The following is a 26047-nucleotide window of genomic DNA, read 5'->3' as shown; positions in this document are numbered from 1 at the left end:
GGAGAAATTAAGAAGCAGAGGGACGGTGCTGGTGCTTCCCCATGTTTGGAAGCAGGAGAACCGTCCCCACGCTTCCCTAATTCAACGAAAGTTCTTTCCCCTTTTCCCCTAGTAAGACTCCTGCTGTCACGATGGCGCACAGGGCTAATACTACGAGGATGATGAAGACGGTGTGGAGGCTTGACTCCAGTACTTGGCCGCTTAGTTTCTCGCTCAGCCACAGGCCGGACACCGCTATCCCGATGGATTGTCCAAGGTTTCGCATTAAATTGAACGTCCCCATGGCCGCTCCCCGGACCTTCCATTCAACAGAAGACTGAACGGCCACTGTGAAGGCTGTAAGGGATAACCCGAAGCCAAAGCCGATGATGGCCGTGACCACCATCATCAACGGCACGATCGTATGATCCGTAAATAAAACCAATCCGAGACATCCCGCTGTAATGACGGATATCCCCATCACGGTGATTCTTCCAATGGAGGTTTTCGCCATCAACTTACCTGATAGCACTGCAGCGAACGGCCAGGTAATGGACATCGGCAGCATCGTCACCCCGGACATGGTGGCATTCAAACCGGTGACACCCTGGACCCATAAAGGGATATAGAACGTTACGGCTACCAGAATGAAACCAAGGAGAAAACCGGCAATCGTGGAAATCGTGATAAAACGATTCTTGAATAATGTGAGTGGGAGCATGGGCTCATCGGCCTTCGATTCAATCCAGATGAACAGACTGATGCCAATGGCCGCCACAATCAGTAAAGACAGAATCCCACTCGTCACGTGTTCCTCTTCCTTTAATAACGTCAAAGCATACAGAAAAGCGGTTATGCTGACGGCAAAAGTGAAAATCCCGGCGTAGTCGATTCTGTGTTTCTTCTTTTCGATATTCTCCTTCAATGACGTCCATAATAGGAATAGTGATAGAATACCAAACGGAAGATTCATATAGAAGATCCAATGCCACGAAATCGTATCGACGATAAAACCGCCTGCAAGTGGCCCCGTTATGCCGGCTATCCCCCAGACACTGCTCATCCACCCTTGCATTTTGGCCCTCATTTCAAATGTAAACACATCGCCGATGATCGTAAACGGCAGCGTCGTCAATGCCCCAGCTCCAATACCCTGAATCAAGCGGAACAGGACGAGCTGTTCCATCGACTGCGATAACCCTGAGAGCATGGAACCTGCTAAAAAGATGCTGACACCGATCGTAAACATAATCCTTCTTCCGAATAAATCAGCCAGCTTACCGAAGACAGGCGTACTGATTACAATCGCCAAAAGATAGACCGAGATAACCCACGTATACAGCTCGCTTCCGCCGAGATCCTCTACAATCTTCGGCATCGCCGTACTGACGATCGTTCCTTCTATTGCCGTGAGGAACGTGGCGATTAATAAAGCAAACACTACGGATTTTTGTTTTGTTTCCTGATTCATTTTGTATATCCCTTTCTTCTATGTAAATTCATGGAGATGCTGGAGTAAGAGCCTTCATTGTGGTGAAGGGCATTTTTTAAACCTATATTTATTTTACCACTTAAATGAGTAAAAAACAGGAGATATAGCTCGCAAGGAAGCCTCCGACCAGACGAGTTGCAGATTTCATGCTGAAATGGAGCTTGATCGTGCAGGATTTGAGATAATCATGCGAGATTCAGAAAAATCAAGCGGGATTTCTATCAATCATGCGACATACATAAAAATCATGCGAGTAATACAATTTTCATGCCAACGTGTCGAATTTTCTTTCTTTTAAAAACGCAATCGAAAAAAGGTGCCGGAACAGCCCCGATAAGCTTATCAGAACGTCCGGCACCCATATCCAGAAAGCAGCTGATCCTTACCCAGCCACTTCCCCAAACTGACTATTATACAGATCCGCATAAAAACCGTTCTCCCGAAGAAGTTCAGCATGCGTTCCCTGTTCGATGACAGATCCCTGGTCCATGACGAGAATCAGGTCTGCATCTTTAATCGTCGAAAGTCTATGAGCGATGACGAAGCTTGTTCGTCCCTCCATCAAGCGGTTCATGGCCTGCTGGATCAATAGCTCGGTCCGGGTATCGACGCTTGATGTCGCTTCATCCAGGATCATGATCGGTGGGTCGGCAAGGATCGCCCTTGCGATGGTCATAAGCTGTTTCTGCCCTTGTGAGATATTCGATGCTTCCTCATTCAGGACGGTGTCATAGCCGTCGGGCAGCGTGCGGATGAAATGATCGGCATGGGCCATCTCGGACGCCTCCATGATTTCCTCTTCCGTCGCACCCGTCTTCCCGTACGCAATATTTTCCCGGATCGTCCCCTTAAAGAGCCACGTATCCTGCAGCACCATTCCAAAGCTTTTTCTCAATTCACTTCGAGGGACGGACCTCGTGTCGATGCCGTCGATCTTGATTTTCCCGTCATTCAATTCATAAAATCGCATTAACAGATTGATCAAAGTCGTTTTACCCGCTCCCGTCGGTCCCACAATCGCAACCGTCTGACCGGGCTTCACATGAATGTTCATATCATTGATCAACAGGTTTTCGCCATATCCGAAGTCCACATGTTCAAACGCGACCTCGCCTTTTGGACGGGATAAGTGCGCCACGGTTTCTTCTTTCACTTCTTCTTCCTCATCCAGAAGCTCAAATACCCGTTCAGCAGCTGCGACGGTCGATTGAACGATGTTCGCAATGTTCGCGGTCTGGGTGATCGGCTGGGTGAACTGGCGGGTATAGGTGATAAACGCCTGGATGTCCCCGATGGAAATCGCCCGGTTCGTCACAAGGATCCCCCCGACGACACTGATGAGAACATAGCTGATGTTTCCGATGAACATCATGATTGGCATGATGATCCCTGAGATGAACTGGGCTTTGCTTCCCGCTTCATACAATTCATCGTTCACCGAATCGAACTCCACTCCGGCCTTCTTTTCATGACCGAAGGCTTTCACGACCTGGTGTCCGGTGAACATCTCCTCAATGTGTCCATTCAGCTGACCAAGCGTCCGCTGCTGATCGGCAAAGTGTTTCTGGGACCGCTTCAAGATAGGACGAATGGCAAACACGGAAACCGGTAAGCTCACAACCGAAATGAGCGTCAACAAAGGACTGATTGATAGCATCATAATGATGATCCCGACAATCGTCACGATCGACGTGATGAACTGGGTCAGACTTTGCTGCAGCGTACTGCTGATCGTATCGATGTCATTCGTCATCCGACTCAAGGTCTCCCCGTTCGGACGGCCGTCGTAATACTTCAGGGGAAGCTTCTCGATCTTTTGATTCACATCTTCCCTTAAATCATACGCCGTCAGCTGGGCGACGCTCGACATGATGTATTGCTGGATAAAATTAAAGATGCTGCTGAACACATATAACCCAGCAAGCAGCAACAGGATCTCTCCGATTTTTCCAAAGTCGATCCCGGCACCGGGAACTCCTTTAAATTTTGCATAGGCGCCTTCGAATAATTCCGTGATGGCATTCCCCATGATTTTCGGACCGATGATGGCAAACACCGTGCTTAAGATGGCTGCAAATAGTACAGCGATCAATTTCCCGCGGCGCGGCTTCAGATAACCAAGCAGGCGCTTCAACGTGGCTTTGAAATTCTTGGGCTTCTGCCCCATCATCATCATATTTCCGCCGCCCGGTCCGAATCCTCCATGACCTCCGCCTCTTTGAGGTTTACGTTCCTTACTCATGCCGATTCCTCCTCTGAAAGCTGTGATGCGACGATCTCCTGATACACTTCATTGGTGTCAAGCAGCTCCTGATGGGTACCTATCCCGGCCACCCTTCCTTTCTCGAGCACAATGATCCGGTCGGCATCAACGACTGTGCTGACCCTTTGGGCTACGATGAGCACCGTAGCCTCACCGGTTTCTTTTTTCAAAGTGGCACGGAGTCTGGCATCCGTTTTGTAATCAAGGGCTGAGAAGCTGTCGTCAAATAAATAAATGTCCGGTTTCCGCACAAGGGCTCTTGCAATCGACAAGCGCTGTTTCTGACCTCCGGAGAGATTCGATCCGCCCTGCTCGATTTCTGCCTGAAATCCCCCGTCCATCCGGCTGACGAATTCCTCCGCCTGAGCGATCCGTGCGGCCTCCGCCACTTCTTCATCACTGGCATCTTCTTTTCCAAAACGGATATTCTCTGCAATCGTTCCGGTAAAAAGGGTTGCCTTCTGCGGGATGAGTCCAAGCTTCGACCTGACTTCATCCTGGGAAGCTTCCCTGATATCCACGCCATTGACCCGGATTGTACCGCTTGCGATCTCATAAAAGCGGGGAATCAAATTGATAAGCGTCGTTTTCCCTGATCCGGTTCCGCCAATGATGGCTGTCGTTTCCCCGGGATTCGCGGTGAAACTGATATCGGACAACGCAGGCTCTTCGGCACCAGGATAGTGAAAGGTGACAGAGTCAAACTCCAGCGTCCCTTGCTGAACCGTTGCTGTTTTCGTCCCTTTATCGTCAAAAGAAGGCTTCATTTCCAGTACTTTGTTGATCCGTTTCGCCGATACATCGGCACGTGGGACCATGACGAACATCATCGACGCCATGACGAGGGCAAACATGATCTGCATGACATATTGAATGAACGCCATCAAATCCCCGATCTGCATCCCGCCGTTATCGATCCGGATCCCACCGAACCAAATCACGGCCACAACCGTCATATTCATGACGAGCATCATGACCGGCATCATGAAGGCCATGATTTTATTTACTTTAATCGACACATCCGTCAGTTCATGATTCGTCCGTTTCAGGCGCTCCTTCTCTTCCGGTTCCCGGTTGAACGCACGGATGACCCGGATCCCGGTCAAGTTCTCACGGAGGACAAGATTCAATTGATCCAGCTTTTTCTGGACGGTCTGGAACAACGGGATCCCTTTATACAGAATCAGCAGGATCGCCCCGACCAATACCGGCATCGTCAGGATAATGACCAGGGATAGCTTCGCATCCATCAATACCGCCATGATGATCCCGCCGACCAGCATGATCGGTGCACTGATGATCATCCGAAGCAGCATGATCACTACCTGCTGCACCTGAGTGATATCGTTCGTCGTCCTCGTAATCAGTGAGGCGGTCCCCACTTCATCGAATTCCTGCAACGAAAATTTCTCAATATGATAGAAAAGCTTCCGGCGGACATCGCGCCCCATCCCGATGGCTGCTTTCGAAGAATAGAAGCTTGCAATGATAGAAGCGACCGCACCGAAAGCGGAAACGATCAGCATGAATCCACCGATCTTCCAAATATACGGGATGTCCCCGACGACGACCCCTTTGTCAATGATGTCAGACATAAGCGTCGGTAAATAGAGGGTCGACATGGATTGAATGAAGATCAACACGAAGATCCCGACAACCATCCATTTATACGCAGATAAGTGTTTTAAGAGCTTGATCATGTAGCATCCTCCTCGTTTCCTTTCTGATCAAAGAAGTCGGCAATCTGCTGATGTGCCTTCAGAAGTCCGGCAAACTCTTCTTCCGATAAAGTCTCAACAGCCCCTGCCGTCAGCTGATGAATGCTTCCTTCCTGTTTATGAATCCCTTTTAACACCGTCTCCCCTTGATTGCTGAGGGAGAGAAGCATTTCCCGGCGATTGTCTTCCACCTGCTGCCGGTGAAGGAATCCTGCCTGAACGAGCCCATCGACGGCCTGACTCAACGTGCTTTTCGGCAGGAACGTCCTTTCCCCGATTGTCTTCTGAGTCAATTCTTTCTCAGGGGCAATCGTCACTAATATCGTATATTGCGGGACAGATAACCCATTCTCGGCAGCCGTTTTCTGAACGAACCGCATCATGGTCTTATTCACTCTTGAAAATGAACGCAATAATTGCAGCGCAGGAGTGATCTGCTGACTTTCCATTGATATGCCCTCATTTCTAATGGTTAATATAATGAACTGTTCGTAATGGAACTATCTTAGTTTATTCCTTTTGTGCGGGATAGTCAAAGGGATGGTTTCGACAAAATGCATTAGAAGGAGCGCGTTAATGTAAGCAGGAAAAACGTCCATTTTATAAGGAGCTTTATGAGGATTGACACATATAGTATGTCAAAAGGGGGATTTACCAATGAATCATGAACATCGGGCAGAGGAGAGGAAAGGTTTTAATCGAAAAGCAGTCGCCTCTCTTCTTTTAGGTATCCTATCCATAGTGATTGTGATCCTTCCATTTGTCGGCTTTATTCTGGGGATCGTCGGTTCCATCCTCGGGATGATTGGACTGAAGGAAGTCAAGCGTGATAACCAGGAGGGGAGAAATCTCGCCATCGCCGGGATCATTTTCAGTCTGATAGGGATTTCATTCTCGATCATGTGGGTGGTCATTTCTTATATGACTTTTACGAGTACTGTAGCTTCTTGACGGGCCATGGGGACGGGTACCGTAGTTTTTTTCCTAAGCCTGTCCATCATGTTAAAAAAACGTCCCGCGGCCATTCCCACGGGACGTTTTTTTAACCATCTGATAAGATTCCTGCGGGATTCAAGCTTTTCGTGCGGATGATTGAATAATCATGCCTCTCCGGCAGGAATCGTGCGGGATACAGAAGATTCATGTGGGAAATTTAATAATCATGCCGGCGTGTTGAATTTTCTTCCTGCGCTTTCAAATACCCTCGATTCCGCCATTTGAAAATAAAATATGTAGTCAAAAACAAGAACAACCCCATTTTATTAAAATCGAGATAAACATTCACTGCATCCCTAAACGAATCGATCGGATAAATACCGCTCAGAAGCAGCGTTGGGAAAACCGTTATCAGCATGACCAGATAATGAACCACAATTTGTTGAATGAAGCGCCATCGTTCCATTTCATATATGACGCTTGCCACCCCCAGGAAAAAAGCGATCACACCGTAATATAAGAGACTCTTTGAAGTCGCTGATGCCCCTTCAAATTGCGTCCATAACAGCGAGAGGATGGCGAAAAACAGTAATGGGATGATGCCTCTAGTGAGTCCTTTTTTTGCTAGAATCATCGGCTTCCTCTCTCTTCTTAAGATTATAGTAATTCCACACATAATAAATAACCCAAAACGAAATAACCACTACATAAGAATAGCCCCTTTTATCCTCAGGAAGTATGAAGAAGAGTCCCAATGCTGTTAGTAGAAATGGTGGCATAAGGATCCAGTACCGCTTATTTTTGTAATGGTTCATAAAGGGACGCCTCCTATCAGCTTTATTCTATATACGAAAGAGAACTGTAAAAAGTTTCATAGGAAGGATTGTAGGACTCGAGGACTCTTACCAAATAAAAAATAGGCCCTCCTCAATAAGAAAGCCTACCTCTCAAATTTCACCTTAATTTCACCGGTGAATGTAAATCTTCAGCATCCCGGTAGGACCGATAGGAAACGAATCTCTTCCCGTCTTTGGATCCATCCAGCTGCAAAATACGGCCAGACCTGGTTTCCAGGTAGAAATCATACCCGTTCAGATTCAGCCTAAAAAAAGAAAATGCGTTCCCAATGAGATTCTTTTTCGTTACTTGGGACCCAGGATTCAGCTGAATAAAAGCTGCAAGCTCCTGTATGGACGATGATGGGATATCTGCCATCGAATAATACGTCCCTTTCACATTATCCTTCAACTTATGCATGGCCGCACGAGCCTTGTCTTTCAACTTTCTTCCGTTCAATTCCATACGTCCACTCCTCATTCCGGTCCTATTAAGAAGAATCCCCCATCTGTATGAGAATCATCCGTCAATCAAGATCACTTCATAAGAACCTTGAATAAACAAAACAAGATCTCCGAACAAACCGATGCAAAAGAAAACAAAATAATAGCTCGCACTCGTGATCTCCAATTTGAAGAGTTCTTTGAAAGCTTTAATGAATAAATGTTGAAATTTAAACCAAGAGAGCACCCATCCAATGAGTAAAAATGTGAGGATAGCCAATGTGTATCCGCTCCTTACTAAGCAGGTGTTTTACTACATTTATTTTATCATACGTATGGATGGGCAGGGGTGCACATTGGAATTTCGAGGTACCCTTACGAGAAAAACTGTATGCCCTGCCAACAGAGGACTCCCAAGCCAGCAGTGACAAACACAACATTGGCAGCCATGGATTTCTTATTCCCCTTCTTTTTATCTTCAATCGCATCAAACACACCTTTAGAAATCCAAAAAACAATCATCACAGACCAACCAATGCGATCATTATAAGGATTTTCATCAAATAAATATCTTATAAAGATGAACAGGATGATAACCAGAGTGATGTTCCGAAGCGTATGCCACATTTTTGTTGACGTTTCTTTCTTCAATATGATCCCCCCCCTATCCACCAATCTTCCCAATCAACTCAACAACCTCTTCCTCATCCCCCGTTCCCACCGATACCTTCTCCGTACCTTCCACAATCCCCTTCGTATACTCTTCCATCGATTCCTCTATCTGGTCACTGGCCGGCCAGTGAGATGGAACATCATACACATTGATTGTGCCGTCCCCATTGCCACTATAGGTGACAAATCCATCGGCCATCGCTTTGCCGCTTAATACGGTGACGTCTTCCGGATACGCGACGCTTTTGTCATCATAGGGATTCAGCTGCTCGCCTGCTGAAATACGTTTGACGTTCAACTGTTCAACATCTCCATTCCCAATGACCTGCAGCCAGACGCGGGCGTATTCGATTTTTTCTGAAGAGTAATTAGACAGGGGATCCTCTGTGGTGTTGGATTGATCTTGTGACGTTGCCTCTTCCAAATCCACCGAATCTACTTCTTCATCCGCTTCTACTGCTGCGCCTTCGCTTTCCTGTTCGGGCTGTGCCTGTCCCGCTACTTGCTGCTTTCCTTCGCTGCAAGCCATTAACAGGAAGGCAAGAGCTACGATCATACTAAGTAACAATCGTTTCTTCATTAAAAAAAATCCTCCGCTTCCGAGCCATCCAACACTCTTTGTATAAAGGCTGTTTTGCCGTCCGAGTACGCTTCCCGGTCGTCAGGAAACTGGATGGCCAGACGTTTCTTCAACTCAGCATATTCTTCTTTCAAAGAAGAGTCTCCGTTCAGACAATCCCTGAAAATTCTCTGCTGCTCCCACCGCAATTCCCCTTCCAACATGAGATGCAGATGGGCAACTCGCTTATCATCCTCCACCTTGATGAAGAACCTTCTCCACGGCCGATTATCAAGCTCCGCCGGGACATAATGCCATTGATCCCCCGCAAGTATCCCCGCGATCTCGTCCACTTCATCAAAGGATGAGATCTTAGCCATCACATCAATGATCGGCTTTGCAGGAAGATCGCGGATCGAGGTGCTTCCAACATGCTCGACTTCCTTGACTCCAAAGGGACCCAAACGCTGCATGAGTTCCTTTACCTCCGCTCTCCCCGCATCGATCCACTCCGGATTTGGAGGTGCGACCTCTATCGACTCCACCGCCCATTTCGGCCAGTCACTATTTTTCATCACCCGTCATTCCCTTCTCCAATTCAATCTCATCCCTGATTGGAATTCCATCATGTCCAATCAAGGGAATCTTCGGCTTTACCCGTCTTGCTTTCTCTACGGCATCTCGGTGGATAGTCGATATCCTGAAGCCTCTCTTTTGGTAAAATTTCAGCGCAAGCAAATTATCATTCGTCGTAATTAGAGTAATGCGTGTGCATCCGTTCTCGGCTGCCACGTTTTCTACTTCTTTCATTAAAGAGGTGCCAATCCCCTTCTTTTCTTCCAAACTATCAAGTGAAATAATCTCACATTCTTCACCTTTAACTACGTATGTAATCAATCCTTTTATCACACCAGCTTCATTCAAAACGGCAAAGCCGTCTAAAGCAGCGCAATCATAAACCCCGCTCGAGATCACCATCTCAGAACTTCCCCAATGCTCATGAAAAAAGTCGGTGACCTTCTCTTTCGGTAATTCCTCTAATGATACGATGTTCATTCGTCTTCTCCCCCCTATTTTCCAATTCACGAGGTACTCTACTGGAAGATACCACAGATTTAATTGTAAAAAAAGGAAAATATATGAATCTATATGATAAAATAAAAGAGGTTTGGTACCGCTTTCTCTATTTTAAAATACCTAAGGAGCTTGAGGATTTTGACAAAGTTACGATTCTTTATTTTAATGATGAGCGCACTCTTACTGGCTTCGTGTAATGGCAAGGACCTGAATCTGACGGATGGAGATAAACAGGTGACACAGCAGATTGATGACGTGATTTCCCAGTATATTGTCCAAAAGTACGCCACCTCCTACTCGGGCACAGAAAAGCAATTTGAAGTCCATAAAGTCTATGGCACGAGCGAAAAGAATGGGGTCCTGAGTGTCTACATGTGGTCGTATTACGGGGGATTCAATCAGGCAACCGGATTAGAGGCCCAGTCCGGGCATTCACTGCCTGCCGTAGTCCGGTTAAGCCAAAAGGATGAGACGTGTTCTGTGATCGACTACATCGAACCACAAGACGGCAGCATGTACCTGTCCTCTTTGGAAAAAATGTTCCCGGCGGCATACGTCAAATCCGCTCAGCGAGACAGCGGGAATATTGGGGGACTGGAGAAAGAGATGGATAAAAAAGTGCAAGCATGGCTCGAGAAGCAGGAATCCTAAGGGGGAATAAATATGGAACTGACGATCAGACGAAGAACCCAGGAAGACATCAACGAATTCATAACCTGGACGTATGACGGAATCTATTCGTTTTATGATAACAATAGCCAAAAAGAAAAAATCGACGGCTTGAAAGAGAGTGTCCATTTGGAAAGAGCCTTTTCAGTCGTGGACGAGAACGAAAATCTGATAGGAAATTGTGAGTTTTATGATGTAGAAGAAGACGGGAAAACCATCCTGGTCCTTGGAGTTCAGTTGAAGCCTTCCATGACAGGTAAGGGAAACGGTTCGGCCTTTGTGCAAGCGATCATCGACCAAGGGCGTGAACGGCTGAAGTTCTCTCATTTGGAATTGGCCGTTGCGGATTTTAATGAACGGGCGATCCGGACGTATGAGAAAGAGGGATTCAAGAAACGGGGATCTTTCGAAAATGAAATTAGGGGAGAAAACTATCAATTTAGTATTATGGCAAAGGATTTTTGAAAGAATAAGGGTCAGCCACAAAGCCTGACCCCCATCCCCTCACGTAACAGTAGTATCAATAAAATCCTGATCGATGTGATAAAAATGCTCTTTCAGGTTCTCTCTTCCACCCCACTTACCGTACCAATCCTGCACCCGCTTCACGTGTGCTTCGTCTCCTCTGACGTTGGCTTCGATTCTCTCATACTCTTCAAAACTGTCATATTCCCATATCGCAAACACTTCGACTTCCCCATCGGCATGTGTCGTCATCCATCTTCCCACCAATCTTGATCCGTATTTCAGCTGGGTCGGTAACAGCGTTTGATTAAAATGCAGGTTGAAATCATCTATAATCCGTGGGGAAACCCGGTACATTTTTCTGCGGTAAATCATGAACCTTCCTCTCCTTTTCATTTTTTAGATCGAGGGATGGACCTTCCATCCCTCGCTTTGGATGGAACGATTTCTAGTTTTAGAGGTCCGTCCCTCACTTCACTTCCAGTACCTTTGCTTTCACCCAGCTCCTGCCGAAGAGGCCTGTGTATACAAGTACGGTGCCGAGCATGACGATGAAGCCGATATATACACTCATCATTGTCGGCATCAGGAAGGCTCCGATGATGATGGTGGATCGTGCCACGAGGTCCGCTCCGCTGAAGGACAGGTTGGAGAAAGCGGAGTACGATCCCCGCTTGTCGCTCGGGATCATGTTCGCCTGTTCTGCGTTCCGGATCGGTGAGTAAATCAGTTCCCCCATCGTCGCGATCAGGTTAAACGCAATCAGAACGTACCACGTATTGGCTGATGTCACCGTCACATACCCGATGCCATACAGGACGAGTCCTATCAGGAGAGCGTTCTTCTTGTTCAGGCGATCGGTGTAGCGGTTGATGATGAACGTAAGGCATACGACGAGCATCATGTTCTCGATGTTCAGGATACTGAGCATCCTCACCCCGACGATTTCGAAACTTCCGATACTCACTGCCTTGAACGTTTCTGCCAGGCGGATCCCGATATAGCTGTTCAGGGAAAATTCCGCGGCGAAGATGAAGGTGGAACCGGCCACCACTTTTACGAATGCCGAATCCCTGAAGGCAATCCTGTAATTGTTGACGAGATCGATGAACACATTCTCATGCTTTTTCTGAAGCTGGTCCTTGAAATTGTCCTGAAGCCAGATCCCATAGGCAACGGGAATCGTCGTCGACGTGAAGGTCAGCATCATGAACAGTTCGGTTTGATGATTCAAGTACAGCAGTCCACCGAGTGCCGCACCGATCGCCATGGACAAATTGACGAGCCAGTAATCAAGGGCATACACGGCTTTCCGGTTCTCAGGCGTCGTCGAGTCGATTATGATCGCATGCATCGCCGGACGACCCAGGCTGCTCGTGATGATGAAGCCGATATAGGCACCCGCGAACAGCAGGATCAGATTCTCTTCCGGAAAAAGACTGGCCGTCATGATGAAAAAGAACAAGGCGTTCAGCCAGGATGTCGTCAGCAGAACCTTTTTCCGTGGAAAGCGGTCCGATATGTATCCCCCGACAAGATTGACACAAAATCCGATCACCACGGTGGCGATGAGGAAAATCCCTGCCCAGATTTTATTCAGTTCCTGTGCAAAGAACAGTGCCATGAACGGCATGACGGCGGATGAAACGGCACGGTTAAAGAATGACGTGATCATTCGTACTTTTATATTTTGAGGTAATTCCTTCCACTTCATGTTGTTCCCCCTCCTCTATTTACTGTATAGTAAACTAGACGGAACATTATAAAAATAGACACTTTTCAAATCGATGTCCCCTTTTAGGAGGAGAAAAGCTATGGAGAACAAATTACTCACCCTTTGGAGGTACTATCCCTCAGGCAACATCCGCGTGGAGGAAATCTCTGAGACTCTTCAATTAAGCCATAAACAGACCACCCGCTATTTGAAAAAATGGAATGAAGAAGGCTGGATCGCCTTCACCCCAGGTCGGGGACGTGGGAATGTCTCGACCCTGAAGTGGAAGAAAGATGTCGAGGAAGAGTTTGAAGAAGAAGTCGTGAAGCTGATGGATAAGGAACCGATTGACGAGAGCAGCAAGTATCTTATGTACAACTGGTCCACCGACAGCAAGATGAGACTGATGACACATTTTCACAGTAAGCTCGGGTTCGTGAAAGAGTCCAAGGATAAGCTGCTCGTGCCGAAGCGGTACCCCTTTTTCTCCATCCACCCATTGGAGGCGGCTGACGTCATGAGCGCCCATCTGGTGGCGAACGTCTTCAACCGCCTCGTCTCCATCACGGATAAAGGGGACATCCTCCCGGAACTTGCCCACAGCTGGGACGCTTCCCCTAGTAAACTGCGACTTTATTTAAAAAAGGATGTCCGGTTCCACGACGGCTCCATCCTCACCGCCAAGGATGTCGGCCACTGTCTCGAACAACTCAGGACCTGCCATCATTATAAGGAACTATGGGAACCGATCGAAGGAATCGAAGTCAAGGCACCACTCATCATCGACATCCACCACCCCGGAGGCTGCAGCTACATCCTTCCCATGCTCACCATGATGTGTGCGAGCATCTATAAAGAAAACAAGGGACGGACCTTCGGGACAGGGTGCTTTGCACTTGAAGAAAACACCGATTCCAAGACGACACTCGCTGCTTTTAAAGAACACTTCCAGGAGAGACCGCTCTTGGATGCCGTCGAATTCGTCCAGGTGCCGAAAGACTTCAAAGGAATCTACCATTCTCATATTGAGAAAAATCAATCGTCTTCCGTTGAAGTCGAGAGTGACTCGGGATTCGGGATTGTTGTTATGAATGCCGTCCCGGGACGAGACTCCCAGATTCAGAGGAAAGACGTACGTGATTATCTGCACTGGGTAATCGCGAAGAACAGGCACACTCTTCGTGACCTCGATCCAAGACTGACACCGAATGGGAAGAGCGTCCTCATCGGGCAGGATCAGGCAATGGTGATTCGTGAGGTTGAACGTCCCCTGTTCACCGAACCGCTCGTGATCCGCAGTGCCAACCATACAGCGAAAACAACCGAATGGCTCGTGGAGATGTTTGAAAAAGAAGGCATTCCCGTCGAACTCCAGTGGTTTTCCTTCGCAGACACACTGACGAGGCAGCCCGAGACCTTGCATGTAGACCTGTTCGTTCATGGCGAGATTTTTGAATCCAACCAGGATTTCTCGTTCTATCATTTTTTGAAAAACGGGTATTCGCCTCTCTATTCCCTGTTTGAAAAAGAAGAGTGGAGAGTGTATTTAGAGGAATTTCGTCACACACCATTCGCGGACTGGAACGAGTTGAATATGAAACTGGAGACTAAGCTGATGAAAGAGTCGATCATGATCCCACTTTATTATGAGAAACGCTACATCCCATTTTCCACCGACATTATGAATATCGAAATCAAGCATTTCGGGTATGTAGACTTTTCGAAGCTGTGGGTGCGGCCGGAGGTGTGAGGGAAGCGCGGGGACGGTTCTTGTGCTTCGTTTTTCAGCCAGAGGTAAGCCATGGGGACAGGTCCCGTGGCTTATTTTTAAGGAACATGTTTTACAATATTTATCATCCGTGTCGAATTTTCTTTAAATCACCCCACTCCTTCAAGAGGCTCTTCTCAACCCCTCCCTCCATCTGTTATGCTATCAAAAAGCCAGACGATCAAAGGAGCATCCCACAACCATGATTTCATTTTTCCTCACATTAAAACGACTGCTCAAAGCCTTATGGCAGGCCTTTAAACTAAAAAACTTCCAGGTTCTTTTTACATTAGTATTGGTCCTATTATTCTCAGGCACCACATTCTATGTAAAGCAGGAAGGCTTGTCCGTGATCGACGCCCTTTATTTTTGCGTTGTGACGTTAAGTACCATCGGGCATCCCACCTTTGAACCCCAAACCACATTTGGTAAGATTTTTACGATGATCTATATTTTCGGTGGCAACGGGGCGTTCATCGGGATGATCGGATATGTGGCGTATGCGATGATCCAGAAACCGGACAAACAAAAAAGGAATGCTGAGAGAGAATAGCATTCCGGGAGGTCTCCTATGAATACCTTATCGAAACTAAAGAACTATGCCAAAACCGTAAAGCAGGATCTTATCGTCCTTTATCTATCCTATAAAGATCCAAGAACTCCTCTGCATGCAAAAATGTTGGCCATATGTGTCGTCGCCTATGCGTTCAGTCCCATCGATTTGATTCCTGATTTCATTCCGCTCATCGGGTATCTTGATGATCTCATCCTGGTTCCCATTGGAATCATCCTCACCCTGAAATGGATCCCCTCCGAAGTGCTCGAGGAGAAGCGGAAACAGGCAAGACATATGCAGAAGAGCGATAGTCCAACGAACTGGTTTGTCGGAGCTGTGTTTATCCTCATTTGGGTTCTAGTGGCTGTATGGATAGGGAAACTGCTGTTAGTATAGTATTAGGCAATGGCGGATCATCCAGCCATTGCCTTTTTGCTCTTAGATAATCTTCTTTCTAATGGGAAGCACGAGAACCGTCCCCATGCTCACTCAAACTCCAACGTCACCCCGTCCCCATTCTTTTCCCCGGCTTTCATGATGTTGACGGTTTGGATGTATCCTTTTACCGGGTCATCGCCATGTACCATGGAGGCATCGGGATCGGCTTCCTTTGTCACCTGGAGTCCGGGCAGTTCATCCAGGTTGCCCGCTTGTTCGATTAATTGCTGCTTGATCTCTTCTTCCTGCCCTTCTGGTTCAAAGACCAATTCGAAACGGTACCGGGTCGATAAATCAGGTCTGTAATATGTCTTCTCCCTGATCGATCCGTCTTCTTCAACCGAAGTTCCGATCCCCACTGTATTAGCAGGCACTTCATTCAGAGTCCCGGCCGTTTCTTCCTTAATTTCTTCGACCGTTGCATTTCCCTTATATGGCATTAATTTAATCTTTAAAAATGTATCAGGCGGAAGGTCCGTATCCCCTGATATCATCATTTTCTCCCCATCCAATGTAAGAGTCGCATTGATGTTGAACGCAGGTTCTTCAGACTCTTCCTGCACCACTTCCTCCTGCTCCTGCACGTCCGCTTTTTGACGGTGTTCTTTTTGGATTTCCTTTTGCTCCGCGTTTTGGGCGAATGGATCAAAGACTACCCTGCAGCCGGAAAGGAACAGACAGGATGAAATGAATAATACAAAAAACAATCTATTTCGACACATTCCATTATCACCTTCGACAATATTTTCTGAATAGTGTTTACTATTCAATTTCTTTATTGTACCATTTATATAGTAAAAATTGTAATTTTTCTAGAATAAGGCAGGGGAACTTCTATGAATAAAGTATTACGCACGCCTGTTCATTTTGTGATCGTGTTCATCGGTTTGTTTTTACTCAGCGGAATCAGCGCTTTATTGGATTATGATACAGAGCTCGTCATCAATGTGGGAGCATACGGGTTACGATTATGGCAGACGATTCTCGAACTCACTTCCCCTTCATCCATCATGGTTCTGTGGGGAGCCGATCATAAACAATACGGGATGTTCGACATTTTTTTCAGCACCTATCCCTATTCGTTCACCATACTGTTCATCTCTTTTGTGGCAGCCATCCTGATTTCGGTTGTCGCAAGTTACCTGATGATGCTCATGCCAAGAAAGCTTTTCCGGGCTTCAGAAAAAGTGGTCAATGTTCTTGATGGAATTCCGGATGTATTCCTCGTCGTATTATTCCAGCTGTTTATCATTTGGCTGTTCAAAAAAACGGACGTCCTCTTATTCGACATCTATACGACCGGCGAAGAAAAAATCTATACGCTGCCCGTCATTTGCCTTTCGTTCCTTCCCGTGGTGTTTTTAGTGAAGCAATTCCTATTCCAGCTGAAGGAAGAAGAAACGAAACCTTATGTAGAATTCTCCTATTCAAAAGGGTTCAAAAAGAGCTATACGATCTGGTTTCATGTATTCCGGAATGTGTGGATCCACTTCTTCCTTCATTTGAAGCCGATCTTTCTGCTCATGCTTTCGAATCTTCTTGTCATTGAGATATTATTTAATATCAAAGGCTTCATGACGGTCCTGCTTGAAACGGCCACCTCGTCATCGCCGGCCTTTTTCGTTGGGATGCTTCTCATCTTCGTCCCATTCTATATCGTGTTTACGATCGGTTCCTTACTGTTGAAAAAATGGCTGAAAGGGGGAGAATATCATGTCTAAGCCGCTCATCAAGCGACTGGCTTTCCCAGTACTGATCATCATGGGTCTGCTTGTGGCAAGCTTCCTGGTTCCCGTCCTGAATCCTGATTATGAGGAAGTCACCCAATATTTATCGGATGAAAATAATAAGGTAATAGCCGCACCACCTTTCACGCCTGAAGAAATGCCGCTTCTCGGCAGTGATCGACTGGGCAGGAATTTCCTCTTACTCCTGATGGCCGGTGCGAAATTCACGATTTTCGCAGCCCTTGTCATTGCTGCCCTAAGGATGATTTTTGGATTTGGATTCGCCCTTCTTTACACATTTCTGCCGGGTTCATTCACACGCCCATTGAAAGGGTTGGGGGAATCGTTTCAGTACCTTCCCCTTGCAATTGTCGTGTTTGGACTGCTGGCACCGATAGAAGGAGCTTTTCAAGGAGGGGCACTTCCCTCAGGCCGCTACTTCTTCATCCAGCTTGCCGGGATCGCCGCCATCACCATCCCGTCCCTTGGAATCTATCTTGGGGAAGAAATGAAGCTCTTTATGAAGCAGGAATTTGTCGATGTCTCGAAGACCATGGGAGCGAGCCGTTTTCACCTCATACGAAAACATCTCCTGCCTCAATTTCTTCGCCACTCGATCGTGTTATTTTCCGAGCAGGTTTCACAAGCCCTTTCCCTGCTCATTCAACTCGGTATCATCTTAATGGCCCTTGGCGGTATGAAAGTGGCGGAATTCGCCATCGGTCCCTTTGAACCAAGCAACCCGGTCTATTTTTCAGAAACCAACGAATGGGCTGCCACCATCAGCATGAACATCCAGCAAGTGTTCACAAATCCCTTGCTCGTTGTTGTTCCATTGATTCTATTCTCCATCCTGATCCTGAGCATCAATTCTATCAGCGCCACGTTAAAGAAGGCATTGATTGATAGTGATCTGCCGGTGAAACAAAAGATAAAAGAAGAGAAGAAATCAACCGAACGAGCAGTTCGTTCTGAGGAATTGTTTACGTTTAAGGGGTGAAGCATGGGGACGGTTCCCGTGCTTCTTTTTTTGCTCAATAGGAAGCAGCAGAACCGTCCCCATGCTTCCTTAAATGAAACGAAAATACCTCACTGATCGATAGTCCTCGCCGTCTTTATTTCCATAGCCAGCTTGCTCACCCTCATATACAAACCCTTTCGCTTCGTAAAAAGGAATGCCTTTCTGATTTCCCTGTTGCACAGACACCCACTGCTTACGGGCATTGAACTCTTCTTTCTGCTGTTTGGTGATCGCATCCAGCAATCTGGTCCCGATTCCTTCATTGCGCCTCAAAGGATCCAGGTATAAGACATACAGCTCTCCCTCGGTCTCACTAACCATCCCCCCTCCACCAGCACCAACGACTTTATCGTCTTCAACGGCGACAAAATAGCCTCCCCACTCCCGGTTAGATGTGGTCACTTCTTTTAATATCCGCTCTTCGTTATAAAATTCTTCTATCACTCTTTCAATATATTCTTTCGCTTATATATCCCGGTATGTTGCCCAATTCCCATCGGAACAGATTTTTCTTATCCCTTTAACATGATTCTCGTTTGCTTTCAGAATATGTATCATGATCCGTCCTCCTTTTTCTGTTTCAATAATAGCTGGACGATTGTATCCGTTTGTTTCTGATTGATTTTGTAATAATATTCGCTACGATCACTAGAAATTAACGTTTCATTTGCATCAAAGCCTTCGTGAAGGTATAAAATTTCATCGGTCTCTTTATATTCCAATTGAAGTTTGTACGCAGGCTCTACGGCCAGTTTATAATGCACATTGGTTATTTTATTAGATCGATTTAGAATTCCCGTGACGGTTGCAATGACTTCATGGTCGGTAACCTTTTCAGCATCGTCAAATGTTCTATCGTGTTCTTGTATGGTTATGCTTTTCACTCCGAAAAAACCGTTGTATAACACTGAATAACTTATCCACCCAAATACAATGACAAAAAGGACAGTCAGTATGATTCTTTTCATTGTTTCCCTCCCTTATTTCAAACTCCCTCTATCATATCTACACATTTGTTCATCTAGTCATTACGTCACATAAAGCTCTCACTCCTTATGAACAAATGATTCTTAAGATACAGGCATAAAGATTCATCTTGCTAAAAGGAACCTGATTTACAAAATATTAACTTGTTAGAAGCTTATTCCATCCCCTATCATTTTAAGTAGAAGCGAAGACAGCATAAGCCAAATCCTCACTAAAAATCCTTTCTTACTGCCTGACTACGTTGTTTTACTATTAACATGCCGTTCCCTTAAGAATGACATGTTGATATAAAAAAATACATACAGGAGGCATCCCCATGCTAAAGAAATCATTGTTGTTTGTCGTTGCCCTGCTTCTCTCGTTCGCCTTATTCCTGCCGTCTGCACTGGCATTCCCACCCGGCACACCGTCCAAGTCCACAGCCCAATCACAGTTGAACGCGTTGACTGTGAAAACGGAAGGCGCTATGACCGGCTACTCCCGTGATAAGTTCCCCCATTGGATCGGCCAGGGGAACGGATGTGACACACGCCAGCTCGTCTTGAAACGTGACGCTGACAGCTACAATGGCAGCTGCCCCGTGACATCTGGTTCATGGTACAGTTATTATGACGGGGTCATATTCACCGATCCTTCCGACCTTGACATCGATCACGTTGTCCCACTTGCGGAAGCATGGCGCTCCGGAGCCAGCAACTGGACGACACAGAAGCGTGAAGACTTTGCCAACGACCTGAGCGGTCCCCAGTTGATCGCCGTCAGCGCCAGTTCCAACCGCTCCAAAGGTGACCAGGATCCATCCACTTGGCAGCCACCGCGTACCGCTGCAGCCTGCGGTTACTCCAAATGGTGGATCAGTACGAAATACAAATGGGGCCTAAGCCTCCAATCTTCAGAAAAAACCGCCCTTCAAGGCATGCTGAACAGCTGCATTTACTGAAATAGAGGGAAGCACGGGGGAAGCACGGGGACGGTTCTCGTGCTTCCTTTTTTTGCTCAACAGGAAGTAGCAGAACCGTCCCCATGCTTCCAAATATCACAAGAATGGAGGAATACATATGGACAAGAAATCAACTGTTTTCACTGCAACGCACGGAGTCATGACGTCTGAAGTCGGGGTGATCAGTGGAGAACTTGAGCTGGTGACGACCTGTGATGAGGATGGTGCACTAACGCTTTCCATCACGTACGTAGGCGCTGAGGAATGGTATTCGCTCCCCGGTGAGGAATATCGCTTGCATGATGTCCGGGATCATGAAGTTGTGCATAAGATGCTTGCTGCAGTGTTGGAGCGACCGTAAAGAAGCACGGGAACGGTTCCCGTGCTTCTTTTTTCAAATGAGGAAGCAACAGAACCGTTCCCATGCTTACTTTTTCTCCATCACCGCAAAATAGTTTTCTTCGTGATCGGCAAAGTTAAATACCCTGCCCCCAGGCATTTCAACGATTTCCCCTACCTTGATTTTTTTATTGGATAAACCGTTGTATAACTCATCAAATCGATCGGTGAAAAACATTAAGGAAGGTGTGCCGAGATTGAGGCCTGGTGACATCTTCGCCACGAATTCCTTGTTGTGAAGAATGATGCTTGTTTCGGCATCCTTTGTCGGGGCCACTTCAATCCATCTCATTCCTTGTCCGTTATCTTCCTCAGCCTTTACTGCAAACCCGACATTTTCCGTCCAAAATCGGACTGCCTCATCCTGGTTATCGACGTATAACATAATTTGACCAACTTTATTAATCAACGATTCTACACTCCTTTACCATCCGTTCATTTTACAATCAGTTTTTATTTAACTATCAGAAGAGCTTCCTCCAAACGATCCCATGTTTCCATAATGCCCTGTTCCATCCCCATGTCCATCACGGTCTTAAGGGCTTCTTCAGATGAATATTCAGAACGGCTGATCAACTTCGTCCGGCTTCCCATGTCGATGAATTCCAATGTCACATCCGTTGCAGGCATATCTTCATTCGTATGGCCTTCAGCATCTGAGAATACATCGACGTAGACGATTTTCTCCGGTTCGTTGATTTCTTTATACATCCCTTTCCCCCAGGATTCCATTCCGTAGAATTGTCCCTGTCCCCGGTCTGCGCACTTCATACAGTAATGCCAGACACCGCCAGGCCGGAAATCCACATGGCACACAGGAAGCTCCCAGCCTCTTGGTCCCCACCAAGTCTTGAGATGCTCAGGTTCTTTGAACATATTGAACACCAGATCACGCGGTGCATCGAAGACTCTCTCCAGCACAAGCACCCGGTTATCTTCTACTCTGGAAAGCATTTTATTGCTATTGGACATGTCGCTTCCTCCTCATTTTTTAACCGTTAAAATGAACGTATGTGAAGACGTGATGAAACCCTTTTAAAAAATAGTAATCGTTTGTAGTATTCTTCAGAGAACCCTTAACTCCTTCTGTCTTTCTGACAATGTTCGGAATTTATTTCACAAAACTCATTTTCCCAGTGAAAAATGGAGCATATTATCCATAGGAGGTGATAGGATGATGAACAAAAAGAAACCATCCAAAGAAACCGATAAATCCAGTAAAACCAAGCGGCACAATGATAACGCCAGAGCCGCAGCCTCACTCGAACCCGAAGCCCCAAGGATTAGTACAGACAATCTTTAAGGGAAGCAAAGGGACGGTTCTCGTGCTCCCTTTTCAGTAAAAAAAGAAGCAACAGAACTTTCCCCGTGCTTACTTATATGCTTTTTTAAATCCATCATAGCTGTTGATCACCGCTGCGACTAGTAACCCAACGGATACGGTCAGGTAGAGCCACTGGAAGTTGAAGGAGCCGTTGAATAGTTCCTGTATCCGATCTGTGAAGCCGGCATTCAGCAACTCCACGTTCCTGAACATAAACATGAAGGCTAGAACAGGAATGAACTGATAAACTGTATTCATGATCGCAAGCTTCTTCGTCCAGACCCCCGCTCTCCATTTTCTGAAAAGCAGGTGAAGTTCCAAGGCGATCAGGAACACGACCAACGGCCAATACCCGATGAGCACGCCCTGATTAAAGAGCGGCGTGAATTCTCTTCCGCTGTCAGTCTTTTCATACAAGCCGACGATACTTGATGCTTTAAAGTAAGCCGTTGACCAGATGATCGTCCAGGCCAAGCCTCCGAAAATCTCAAACTTGGAAATTCGTTTTTCTTTCGGGATATATGGGACGTCTTTCAAGTCATCAGGCGTCCACTCTTTTCCTCTCATGGTGATCGGTAGCTGACTGTCCGAGGTAACGGTCCGTTCGAGGACGGCAAAGGTGAGGGTCAGCCAAAAGAAGACCTGCATCGCTGTGCCGATGGCCTCTCCCACCCCATTTCCTGCGATGGACAGAAGCATCTCGATGGGACTGGATTCCCCTGAATAGCTCATGACAGATGAAACGGCCAACACGATGAACGTGATCGCTACATATCTTCGATGGTCGATTTCAATTCCAAAGCAATATCTTCCCGGTTCTTCTCCGGCAGCCTTCTCATCACTTCTTGAATATAGAGTTCAACAAGCTTCATCCTTCCTCATCCCCTTTTAATAAAATCGCCAATTCCCCGGACATCTTTTCCCATTCTGTCTGTAACTGCCCTAAGATCTCAGTGCCATATTCACTCAGCACATAATACCTCCTCGGCCGGCTTTCCGTCCGGTCCCAGCTGCTTGTGACCAGTTCTTGCTTTTCCAAACGGCGCAGCAATGGGTAGAGTGTACTCTGCTCCATCGAAATTCCGCTTTTCTCGAGTAGCTGAACAAGGGAATATCCATACTGCGGTGTCCGCAATTGACTCAATACGGCCAGGGTCAATGTCCCCCTCCGCAGCTCCGTCGTCAAGGATGTCAGCAGTGACTTATCCATATATTCACCTCTTTAATCGATTTATACTATGTGTCGTACACTATACGCTTTATACTATGTATCATACACTATGGACGTGCAAGAAAGAAAGATATTTTTTGAAGCATAGGAAGCATAGGGACGGTTCTCGTGCTTCCTTTTCGGAAAAAAAGAAGCAGCAGAACCGTCCCCATGCTTCCCCAGCTAACGTTAGAATCGCCTGCTTCGGGACTTCACTATATCTATACTCAAAGAATGCTTTCACACCATAGTCCAGCATGGAGGTAAAAATCAATCCCAATATCAACAAGTAATGAAAGGTCTCATTGTTAATCTGAACCAATATGAGTATGGCTAAGGTGAGCCCGGTCAAACGCCTCACCCATGTGTCCACTTTACGATGCAAGTCAATAATATAATTATTAGAAAAGAACTCCTTCTTTACTTTCTCGATCTTAAACATTTTTCGTAAAATGATTTTAACAAGCGAGATAAGGGCAAATACAATCAACGCAATGAAGATAAATTTCAACCAAAACATTCGGCACCTTCTGTCTCCTGTTCATATATTTGACGGTTCTCAAATCATGAAGGTTTCAATGAACTTCCTTCTCTATCGGGATATATATCCATAATAAGTAAATCTTATCATACATAATAAAGTAATCGTCATTTACTTATTAACATGGGAGAGATAGGATGGAATTACGATATGTTTTTTCAATTTGCTGGGCACTCACATTAGGGGGAGATACGATGATCCTGGGTCTACACCACGTCCAAATCACCATTCCAAAAGGTTCTGAGAACGAAGGGAAAGACTTCTATTGCGGTCTTCTTGGCATACCTGAAATTGAAAAACCCGACTCACTAAAAGGTCGGGGAGGGTTTTGGTTAAAAGTTGGAGATAGAGATGTTCACGTCGGCACAGAAGATGGGGTCGACCGTTCCAAAACGAAAGCCCATTTAGCTTACCAGGTCGATGATATTTCAACGTGGAGAAACGTGTTGGAGAAGCATAACATTCAAATCCTTGAAGGGATCCCAATACCCGGATTCGAACGGTTTGAATTCAGGGACCCTTTCGGGAATCGGGTGGAAATGATACAAGCAGTTTGAGTAGCAGGGGGAGAACCATTTCTCCCTCTTTCTTTTGCAAAAAGGTAAATCAGAACCGTCCCCACTCAACAAAATTCCCACTATTTCCCGACTCCCTTTTTGTTTATTTTCACTCCAATTGGATAATGAATAGTAAGATATTAAATTATAGAAATGAGGTAGTGAAAAATGAGCGAAAATCATGATCAAGTAAAAGGAAAGCGAAACCAGACAAAGGGAGATTTGAAGAAAGGGTTAGGCAAACTGACAAACGACGACTCTAAAATTGCGGAAGGCGAACGCGATAAGGATAAAGGGAAGCTTCAAGAAAAGGTTGGAGACGTGAAGGAATCCTTTAAAAAGAGTTGGTAAATGCAGTCAGGAAGCGCGGGGTTTTTTCTCGCGCTTCCTTTCACGTTAAAAGGAAGCAGCAGAACCGTCCCCATGCTTCCCCCTCAACTCTTCCTTCACCTCATCACTCACGAAAGCAGCTTCCACACTGTTCATATAAATTTCCCGATAGTCTTCCTCACTCATGGCAAATTCACCCCACACCAACTCACATTCCTTCGTCATCGTCGTATCGGATACCGTTCTGTTGTCGGTGTTGATCGTAATCTTGATTCCGTCCCTGTGAAAATCGTAGAGTGGGTGATCGCGGAACTCTTGGACGGCTTTCGTTTGGACATTACTTGTCGGGCAGATTTCAAGGACTATCCCCTTATCCTTTACAGCCTGATACGCTTCCGGACAGTCTGTAATATAGACGCCGTGTCCGATTCGTTCTGCCCCGAGCCATTCAACCGCCTCGAGTACATTTCTTCCGATTCCGGTTTCACCGGCGTGGATTGTGACTCTGTAGCCATATTCTCTGGCGAGGGTGATCGGTTCGATGAATTTCCCGCAAAACCCTTCCTCTTCAGACGCACATAAATCAATGGCGACGACTCCTTTTCCAAGGAATTTCTTCCCCTTTTCCACAACCTCAAAGGCACTTTCCGGCGACATCGTTCTCATACAACACAAGATGATATTCCCTTTGATGTCGAATTGTTCTTCCGCTTCTTTCATTCCTTCAATGACACTTTCAATGATTTCTTCGACCGCTAATCCTTTTCGTGTATGAAGCAACGGGGCAAACCGGACCTCCATATATTTCACGTTTTCCCCCGCTGCATCTTCATATAGCTCAAAGGTGATTCTCTTTAAATTTTCTTTCGACTGCATCACGTCATTAGGGATCGAGAATTTCTCCAGGTATTCATCCAATGATTCGCAATCCAGCGGAGCAATGAGTTCCCCTCTCATCTCTTCTCTATCAAATGAAGGAATATCGATACCGTCCTTCTTTGCTAAATCAATAATCGTCTCAGATCTGACACTCCCATCCAGATGGCAGTGCAGTTCAATCTTTGGCAATGTAGAATAATTCATAACTGGACCTCCTCAATTTTCATAAAAAAAATCCTGATTACGAAGAAAATACAAGAGAAAGTATCTTCTTCGTAATCAGGATTTTTTGGTTCCTGGTAGAGACCTCCAAACCATATTATTGGAGTTATACGAATGTGAAAATCGTATTCGGTTTTTTATAAAGATAATAAAATTTTGGTTGAATGTCAAGGGAAGCGGGGGGACGGTTCTTGTGCTTCCATCGAAGCTAAAAAGAAGCACCAGTACCGTCCCCATGCTTCCCAGGTCCAGTTACCCTTTTGAATCCACAAAAAAAGAACGATTCCTTAAGTCTCTGATCGCTCTTCACTCTATGGTAAAATG

The 26047-nt window shown here is 46.2% G+C and carries 35 protein-coding genes and 1 riboswitch; of the genes, 13 read left to right on the top strand and 22 right to left on the bottom strand.

Annotated features, from left to right (window positions below; genetic code table 11):
- Window positions 1-76: 76 nt before the first annotated feature.
- From AM506_RS17405 to AM506_RS17390, 4 genes are all read right to left on the bottom strand, one after another.
- Entirely contained in the window at window positions 77-1450 is a 1374-nt protein-coding gene (locus tag AM506_RS17405) for an MDR family MFS transporter (protein WP_060673793.1), read from the bottom strand.
- 403 nt (window positions 1451-1853) lie between these two features.
- Window positions 1854-3713, bottom strand: coding sequence for an ABC transporter ATP-binding protein (locus AM506_RS17400; RefSeq protein WP_060673791.1), 1860 nt, complete (start codon window positions 3711-3713; stop codon window positions 1854-1856).
- Complete coding sequence (locus AM506_RS17395) at window positions 3710-5434, bottom strand: ABC transporter ATP-binding protein (RefSeq protein ID WP_060673789.1); 1725 nt, start codon at window positions 5432-5434, stop codon at window positions 3710-3712. Before AM506_RS17395 ends, AM506_RS17400 begins: the two co-directional genes overlap by 4 nt.
- Window positions 5431-5901, bottom strand: a complete 471-nt coding sequence (locus AM506_RS17390) for a MarR family winged helix-turn-helix transcriptional regulator (RefSeq protein ID WP_060673787.1) — start codon at window positions 5899-5901, stop codon at window positions 5431-5433. Before AM506_RS17390 ends, AM506_RS17395 begins: the two co-directional genes overlap by 4 nt.
- A 208-nt stretch (window positions 5902-6109) precedes the next feature.
- Here AM506_RS17390 and AM506_RS17385 point away from each other — a divergent pair, with 208 nt between their 5' ends.
- Window positions 6110-6403 carry a DUF4190 domain-containing protein gene (locus AM506_RS17385; protein ID WP_060673785.1) on the top strand — a complete coding sequence of 98 codons (294 nt, stop codon included), beginning with the start codon at window positions 6110-6112 and terminating at the stop codon, window positions 6401-6403.
- A 202-nt stretch (window positions 6404-6605) separates the two neighbouring features.
- Here AM506_RS17385 and AM506_RS17380 read toward each other — a convergent pair whose 3' ends face one another.
- The 7 genes from AM506_RS17380 to AM506_RS17345 all read right to left on the bottom strand — a co-directional run bounded on the left by AM506_RS17380 (window position 6606) and on the right by AM506_RS17345 (window position 9955).
- Window positions 6606-7022, bottom strand: coding sequence for a DUF3021 family protein (locus AM506_RS17380; RefSeq protein WP_060673783.1), 417 nt, complete (start codon window positions 7020-7022; stop codon window positions 6606-6608).
- Window positions 7023-7342: 320 nt separating this feature from the next.
- Window positions 7343-7690, bottom strand: a complete 348-nt coding sequence (locus AM506_RS17370) for a hypothetical protein (RefSeq protein WP_235576145.1) — start codon at window positions 7688-7690, stop codon at window positions 7343-7345.
- A gap of 54 nt (window positions 7691-7744) precedes the next feature.
- Window positions 7745-7948: a hypothetical protein gene (locus tag AM506_RS23005; protein ID WP_060673779.1), complete on the bottom strand. Its 204-nt coding sequence runs from the start codon at window positions 7946-7948 to the stop codon at window positions 7745-7747.
- Between the two features lie 95 nt (window positions 7949-8043).
- On the bottom strand, window positions 8044-8319 hold the full coding sequence (locus AM506_RS17360) for a hypothetical protein (protein WP_060673777.1): 276 nt from the start codon (window positions 8317-8319) through the stop codon (window positions 8044-8046).
- A gap of 13 nt (window positions 8320-8332) precedes the next feature.
- A complete protein-coding gene (locus AM506_RS17355; RefSeq protein ID WP_060673775.1) occupies window positions 8333-8920 on the bottom strand; it encodes a hypothetical protein in 588 nt (195 codons plus the stop codon).
- The gene (locus AM506_RS17350) at window positions 8920-9474 is read right to left on the bottom strand and encodes a GrpB family protein (protein ID WP_060673807.1); all 555 of its coding nucleotides are present in this window, start codon (window positions 9472-9474) and stop codon (window positions 8920-8922) included. The genes AM506_RS17355 and AM506_RS17350 overlap by 1 nt, the downstream gene beginning before the upstream one ends.
- The gene (locus AM506_RS17345; RefSeq protein ID WP_060673773.1) at window positions 9464-9955 is read right to left on the bottom strand and encodes a GNAT family N-acetyltransferase; all 492 of its coding nucleotides are present in this window, start codon (window positions 9953-9955) and stop codon (window positions 9464-9466) included. Before AM506_RS17345 ends, AM506_RS17350 begins: the two co-directional genes overlap by 11 nt.
- Before the next feature lie 159 nt (window positions 9956-10114).
- On the opposite strand from AM506_RS17345, the gene AM506_RS17340 reads away from it, so the two are divergent.
- Together AM506_RS17340 and AM506_RS17335 are read left to right on the top strand one after the other, a co-directional pair.
- A complete protein-coding gene (locus AM506_RS17340) occupies window positions 10115-10627 on the top strand; it encodes a hypothetical protein (RefSeq protein ID WP_060673772.1) in 513 nt (170 codons plus the stop codon).
- 12 nt (window positions 10628-10639) lie between these two features.
- Complete coding sequence (locus AM506_RS17335) at window positions 10640-11110, top strand: GNAT family N-acetyltransferase (RefSeq protein ID WP_060673770.1); 471 nt, start codon at window positions 10640-10642, stop codon at window positions 11108-11110.
- Between the two features lie 39 nt (window positions 11111-11149).
- Here the strand turns inward: AM506_RS17335 and AM506_RS17330 are convergent, their stop codons facing one another.
- Together AM506_RS17330 and AM506_RS17325 are read right to left on the bottom strand one after the other, a co-directional pair.
- The gene (locus AM506_RS17330; protein WP_060673768.1) at window positions 11150-11485 is read right to left on the bottom strand and encodes an NIPSNAP family protein; all 336 of its coding nucleotides are present in this window, start codon (window positions 11483-11485) and stop codon (window positions 11150-11152) included.
- Between the two features lie 94 nt (window positions 11486-11579).
- Window positions 11580-12824 carry an MDR family MFS transporter gene (locus AM506_RS17325; RefSeq protein ID WP_060673766.1) on the bottom strand — a complete coding sequence of 415 codons (1245 nt, stop codon included), beginning with the start codon at window positions 12822-12824 and terminating at the stop codon, window positions 11580-11582.
- A gap of 100 nt (window positions 12825-12924) precedes the next feature.
- Between AM506_RS17325 and AM506_RS17320 the strand changes: the two genes are divergently transcribed.
- The 3 genes from AM506_RS17320 (at window position 12925) to AM506_RS17310 (ending at window position 15544) form a co-directional block, all read left to right on the top strand.
- Window positions 12925-14574, top strand: coding sequence for an ABC transporter substrate-binding protein (locus AM506_RS17320; RefSeq protein ID WP_060673764.1), 1650 nt, complete (start codon window positions 12925-12927; stop codon window positions 14572-14574).
- Window positions 14575-14794: 220 nt separating this feature from the next.
- A complete protein-coding gene (locus AM506_RS17315) occupies window positions 14795-15145 on the top strand; it encodes a potassium channel family protein (protein ID WP_060673762.1) in 351 nt (116 codons plus the stop codon).
- 18 nt (window positions 15146-15163) lie between these two features.
- Complete coding sequence (locus AM506_RS17310; protein WP_060673760.1) at window positions 15164-15544, top strand: YkvA family protein; 381 nt, start codon at window positions 15164-15166, stop codon at window positions 15542-15544.
- 89 nt (window positions 15545-15633) lie between these two features.
- On the opposite strand, the gene AM506_RS17305 is transcribed toward AM506_RS17310, so the two are convergent.
- A complete protein-coding gene (locus AM506_RS17305) occupies window positions 15634-16308 on the bottom strand; it encodes a hypothetical protein (RefSeq protein ID WP_060673757.1) in 675 nt (224 codons plus the stop codon).
- Between the two features lie 114 nt (window positions 16309-16422).
- Between AM506_RS17305 and AM506_RS17300 the strand changes: the two genes are divergently transcribed.
- Window positions 16423-17307: an ABC transporter permease subunit gene (locus AM506_RS17300; RefSeq protein ID WP_060673755.1), complete on the top strand. Its 885-nt coding sequence runs from the start codon at window positions 16423-16425 to the stop codon at window positions 17305-17307.
- On the top strand, window positions 17300-18313 hold the full coding sequence (locus AM506_RS17295; protein ID WP_060673753.1) for a hypothetical protein: 1014 nt from the start codon (window positions 17300-17302) through the stop codon (window positions 18311-18313). Before AM506_RS17300 ends, AM506_RS17295 begins: the two co-directional genes overlap by 8 nt.
- Before the next feature lie 69 nt (window positions 18314-18382).
- On the opposite strand, the gene AM506_RS17290 is transcribed toward AM506_RS17295, so the two are convergent.
- On the bottom strand, window positions 18383-18778 hold the full coding sequence (locus AM506_RS17290; protein ID WP_327205552.1) for a GNAT family N-acetyltransferase: 396 nt from the start codon (window positions 18776-18778) through the stop codon (window positions 18383-18385).
- A gap of 110 nt (window positions 18779-18888) precedes the next feature.
- Complete coding sequence (locus AM506_RS17285) at window positions 18889-19302, bottom strand: hypothetical protein (RefSeq protein WP_060673751.1); 414 nt, start codon at window positions 19300-19302, stop codon at window positions 18889-18891.
- Window positions 19303-19637: 335 nt separating this feature from the next.
- On the opposite strand from AM506_RS17285, the gene AM506_RS17280 reads away from it, so the two are divergent.
- Together AM506_RS17280 and AM506_RS17275 are read left to right on the top strand one after the other, a co-directional pair.
- A complete protein-coding gene (locus AM506_RS17280; RefSeq protein WP_060673749.1) occupies window positions 19638-20261 on the top strand; it encodes an HNH endonuclease family protein in 624 nt (207 codons plus the stop codon).
- A gap of 118 nt (window positions 20262-20379) precedes the next feature.
- A complete protein-coding gene (locus AM506_RS17275; RefSeq protein ID WP_060673747.1) occupies window positions 20380-20622 on the top strand; it encodes a hypothetical protein in 243 nt (80 codons plus the stop codon).
- Between the two features lie 66 nt (window positions 20623-20688).
- Here AM506_RS17275 and AM506_RS17270 read toward each other — a convergent pair whose 3' ends face one another.
- Both AM506_RS17270 and AM506_RS17265 read right to left on the bottom strand, forming a co-directional pair.
- Window positions 20689-21069, bottom strand: a complete 381-nt coding sequence (locus AM506_RS17270) for a VOC family protein (RefSeq protein WP_060673745.1) — start codon at window positions 21067-21069, stop codon at window positions 20689-20691.
- A 44-nt stretch (window positions 21070-21113) separates the two neighbouring features.
- Entirely contained in the window at window positions 21114-21632 is a 519-nt protein-coding gene (locus AM506_RS17265; protein ID WP_060673743.1) for an SRPBCC domain-containing protein, read from the bottom strand.
- Window positions 21633-21834: 202 nt separating this feature from the next.
- Between AM506_RS17265 and AM506_RS23340 the strand changes: the two genes are divergently transcribed.
- Window positions 21835-21963, top strand: a complete 129-nt coding sequence (locus AM506_RS23340; protein ID WP_268788408.1) for a hypothetical protein — start codon at window positions 21835-21837, stop codon at window positions 21961-21963.
- 69 nt (window positions 21964-22032) lie between these two features.
- Here AM506_RS23340 and AM506_RS17260 read toward each other — a convergent pair whose 3' ends face one another.
- From AM506_RS17260 to AM506_RS17250, 3 genes are all read right to left on the bottom strand, one after another.
- Window positions 22033-22737 (bottom strand): hypothetical protein, encoded by a 705-nt coding sequence (locus AM506_RS17260; RefSeq protein WP_235576144.1) that lies wholly within the window; start codon window positions 22735-22737, stop codon window positions 22033-22035.
- 115 nt (window positions 22738-22852) lie between these two features.
- Window positions 22853-23194, bottom strand: coding sequence for a PadR family transcriptional regulator (locus AM506_RS17255; protein WP_060673739.1), 342 nt, complete (start codon window positions 23192-23194; stop codon window positions 22853-22855).
- Between the two features lie 61 nt (window positions 23195-23255).
- A complete protein-coding gene (locus AM506_RS17250; protein WP_060673738.1) occupies window positions 23256-23714 on the bottom strand; it encodes a DUF4181 domain-containing protein in 459 nt (152 codons plus the stop codon).
- Window positions 23715-23929: 215 nt separating this feature from the next.
- On the opposite strand from AM506_RS17250, the gene AM506_RS17245 reads away from it, so the two are divergent.
- Both AM506_RS17245 and AM506_RS17240 read left to right on the top strand, forming a co-directional pair.
- Window positions 23930-24292 (top strand): VOC family protein, encoded by a 363-nt coding sequence (locus AM506_RS17245; protein ID WP_060673736.1) that lies wholly within the window; start codon window positions 23930-23932, stop codon window positions 24290-24292.
- A 168-nt stretch (window positions 24293-24460) separates the two neighbouring features.
- A complete protein-coding gene (locus tag AM506_RS17240) occupies window positions 24461-24643 on the top strand; it encodes a CsbD family protein (RefSeq protein WP_060673734.1) in 183 nt (60 codons plus the stop codon).
- Between the two features lie 45 nt (window positions 24644-24688).
- Here the strand turns inward: AM506_RS17240 and add are convergent, their stop codons facing one another.
- Complete coding sequence (gene add / locus AM506_RS17235) at window positions 24689-25705, bottom strand: adenosine deaminase (RefSeq protein WP_060673732.1); 1017 nt, start codon at window positions 25703-25705, stop codon at window positions 24689-24691.
- A 52-nt stretch (window positions 25706-25757) separates the two neighbouring features.
- Window positions 25758-25857, bottom strand: a riboswitch (purine riboswitch).
- Between the last annotated feature and the right edge of the window lie 190 nt (window positions 25858-26047).

Source organism: Rossellomorea vietnamensis (genome assembly GCF_001305855.1).
In the GTDB taxonomy this organism is placed as follows: domain Bacteria; phylum Bacillota; class Bacilli; order Bacillales; family Bacillaceae_B; genus Rossellomorea; species Rossellomorea vietnamensis_A.
The sequence above is the reverse complement of the archived record's forward strand: the minus strand, read 5'-3'. Positions and strand labels throughout refer to the sequence as shown.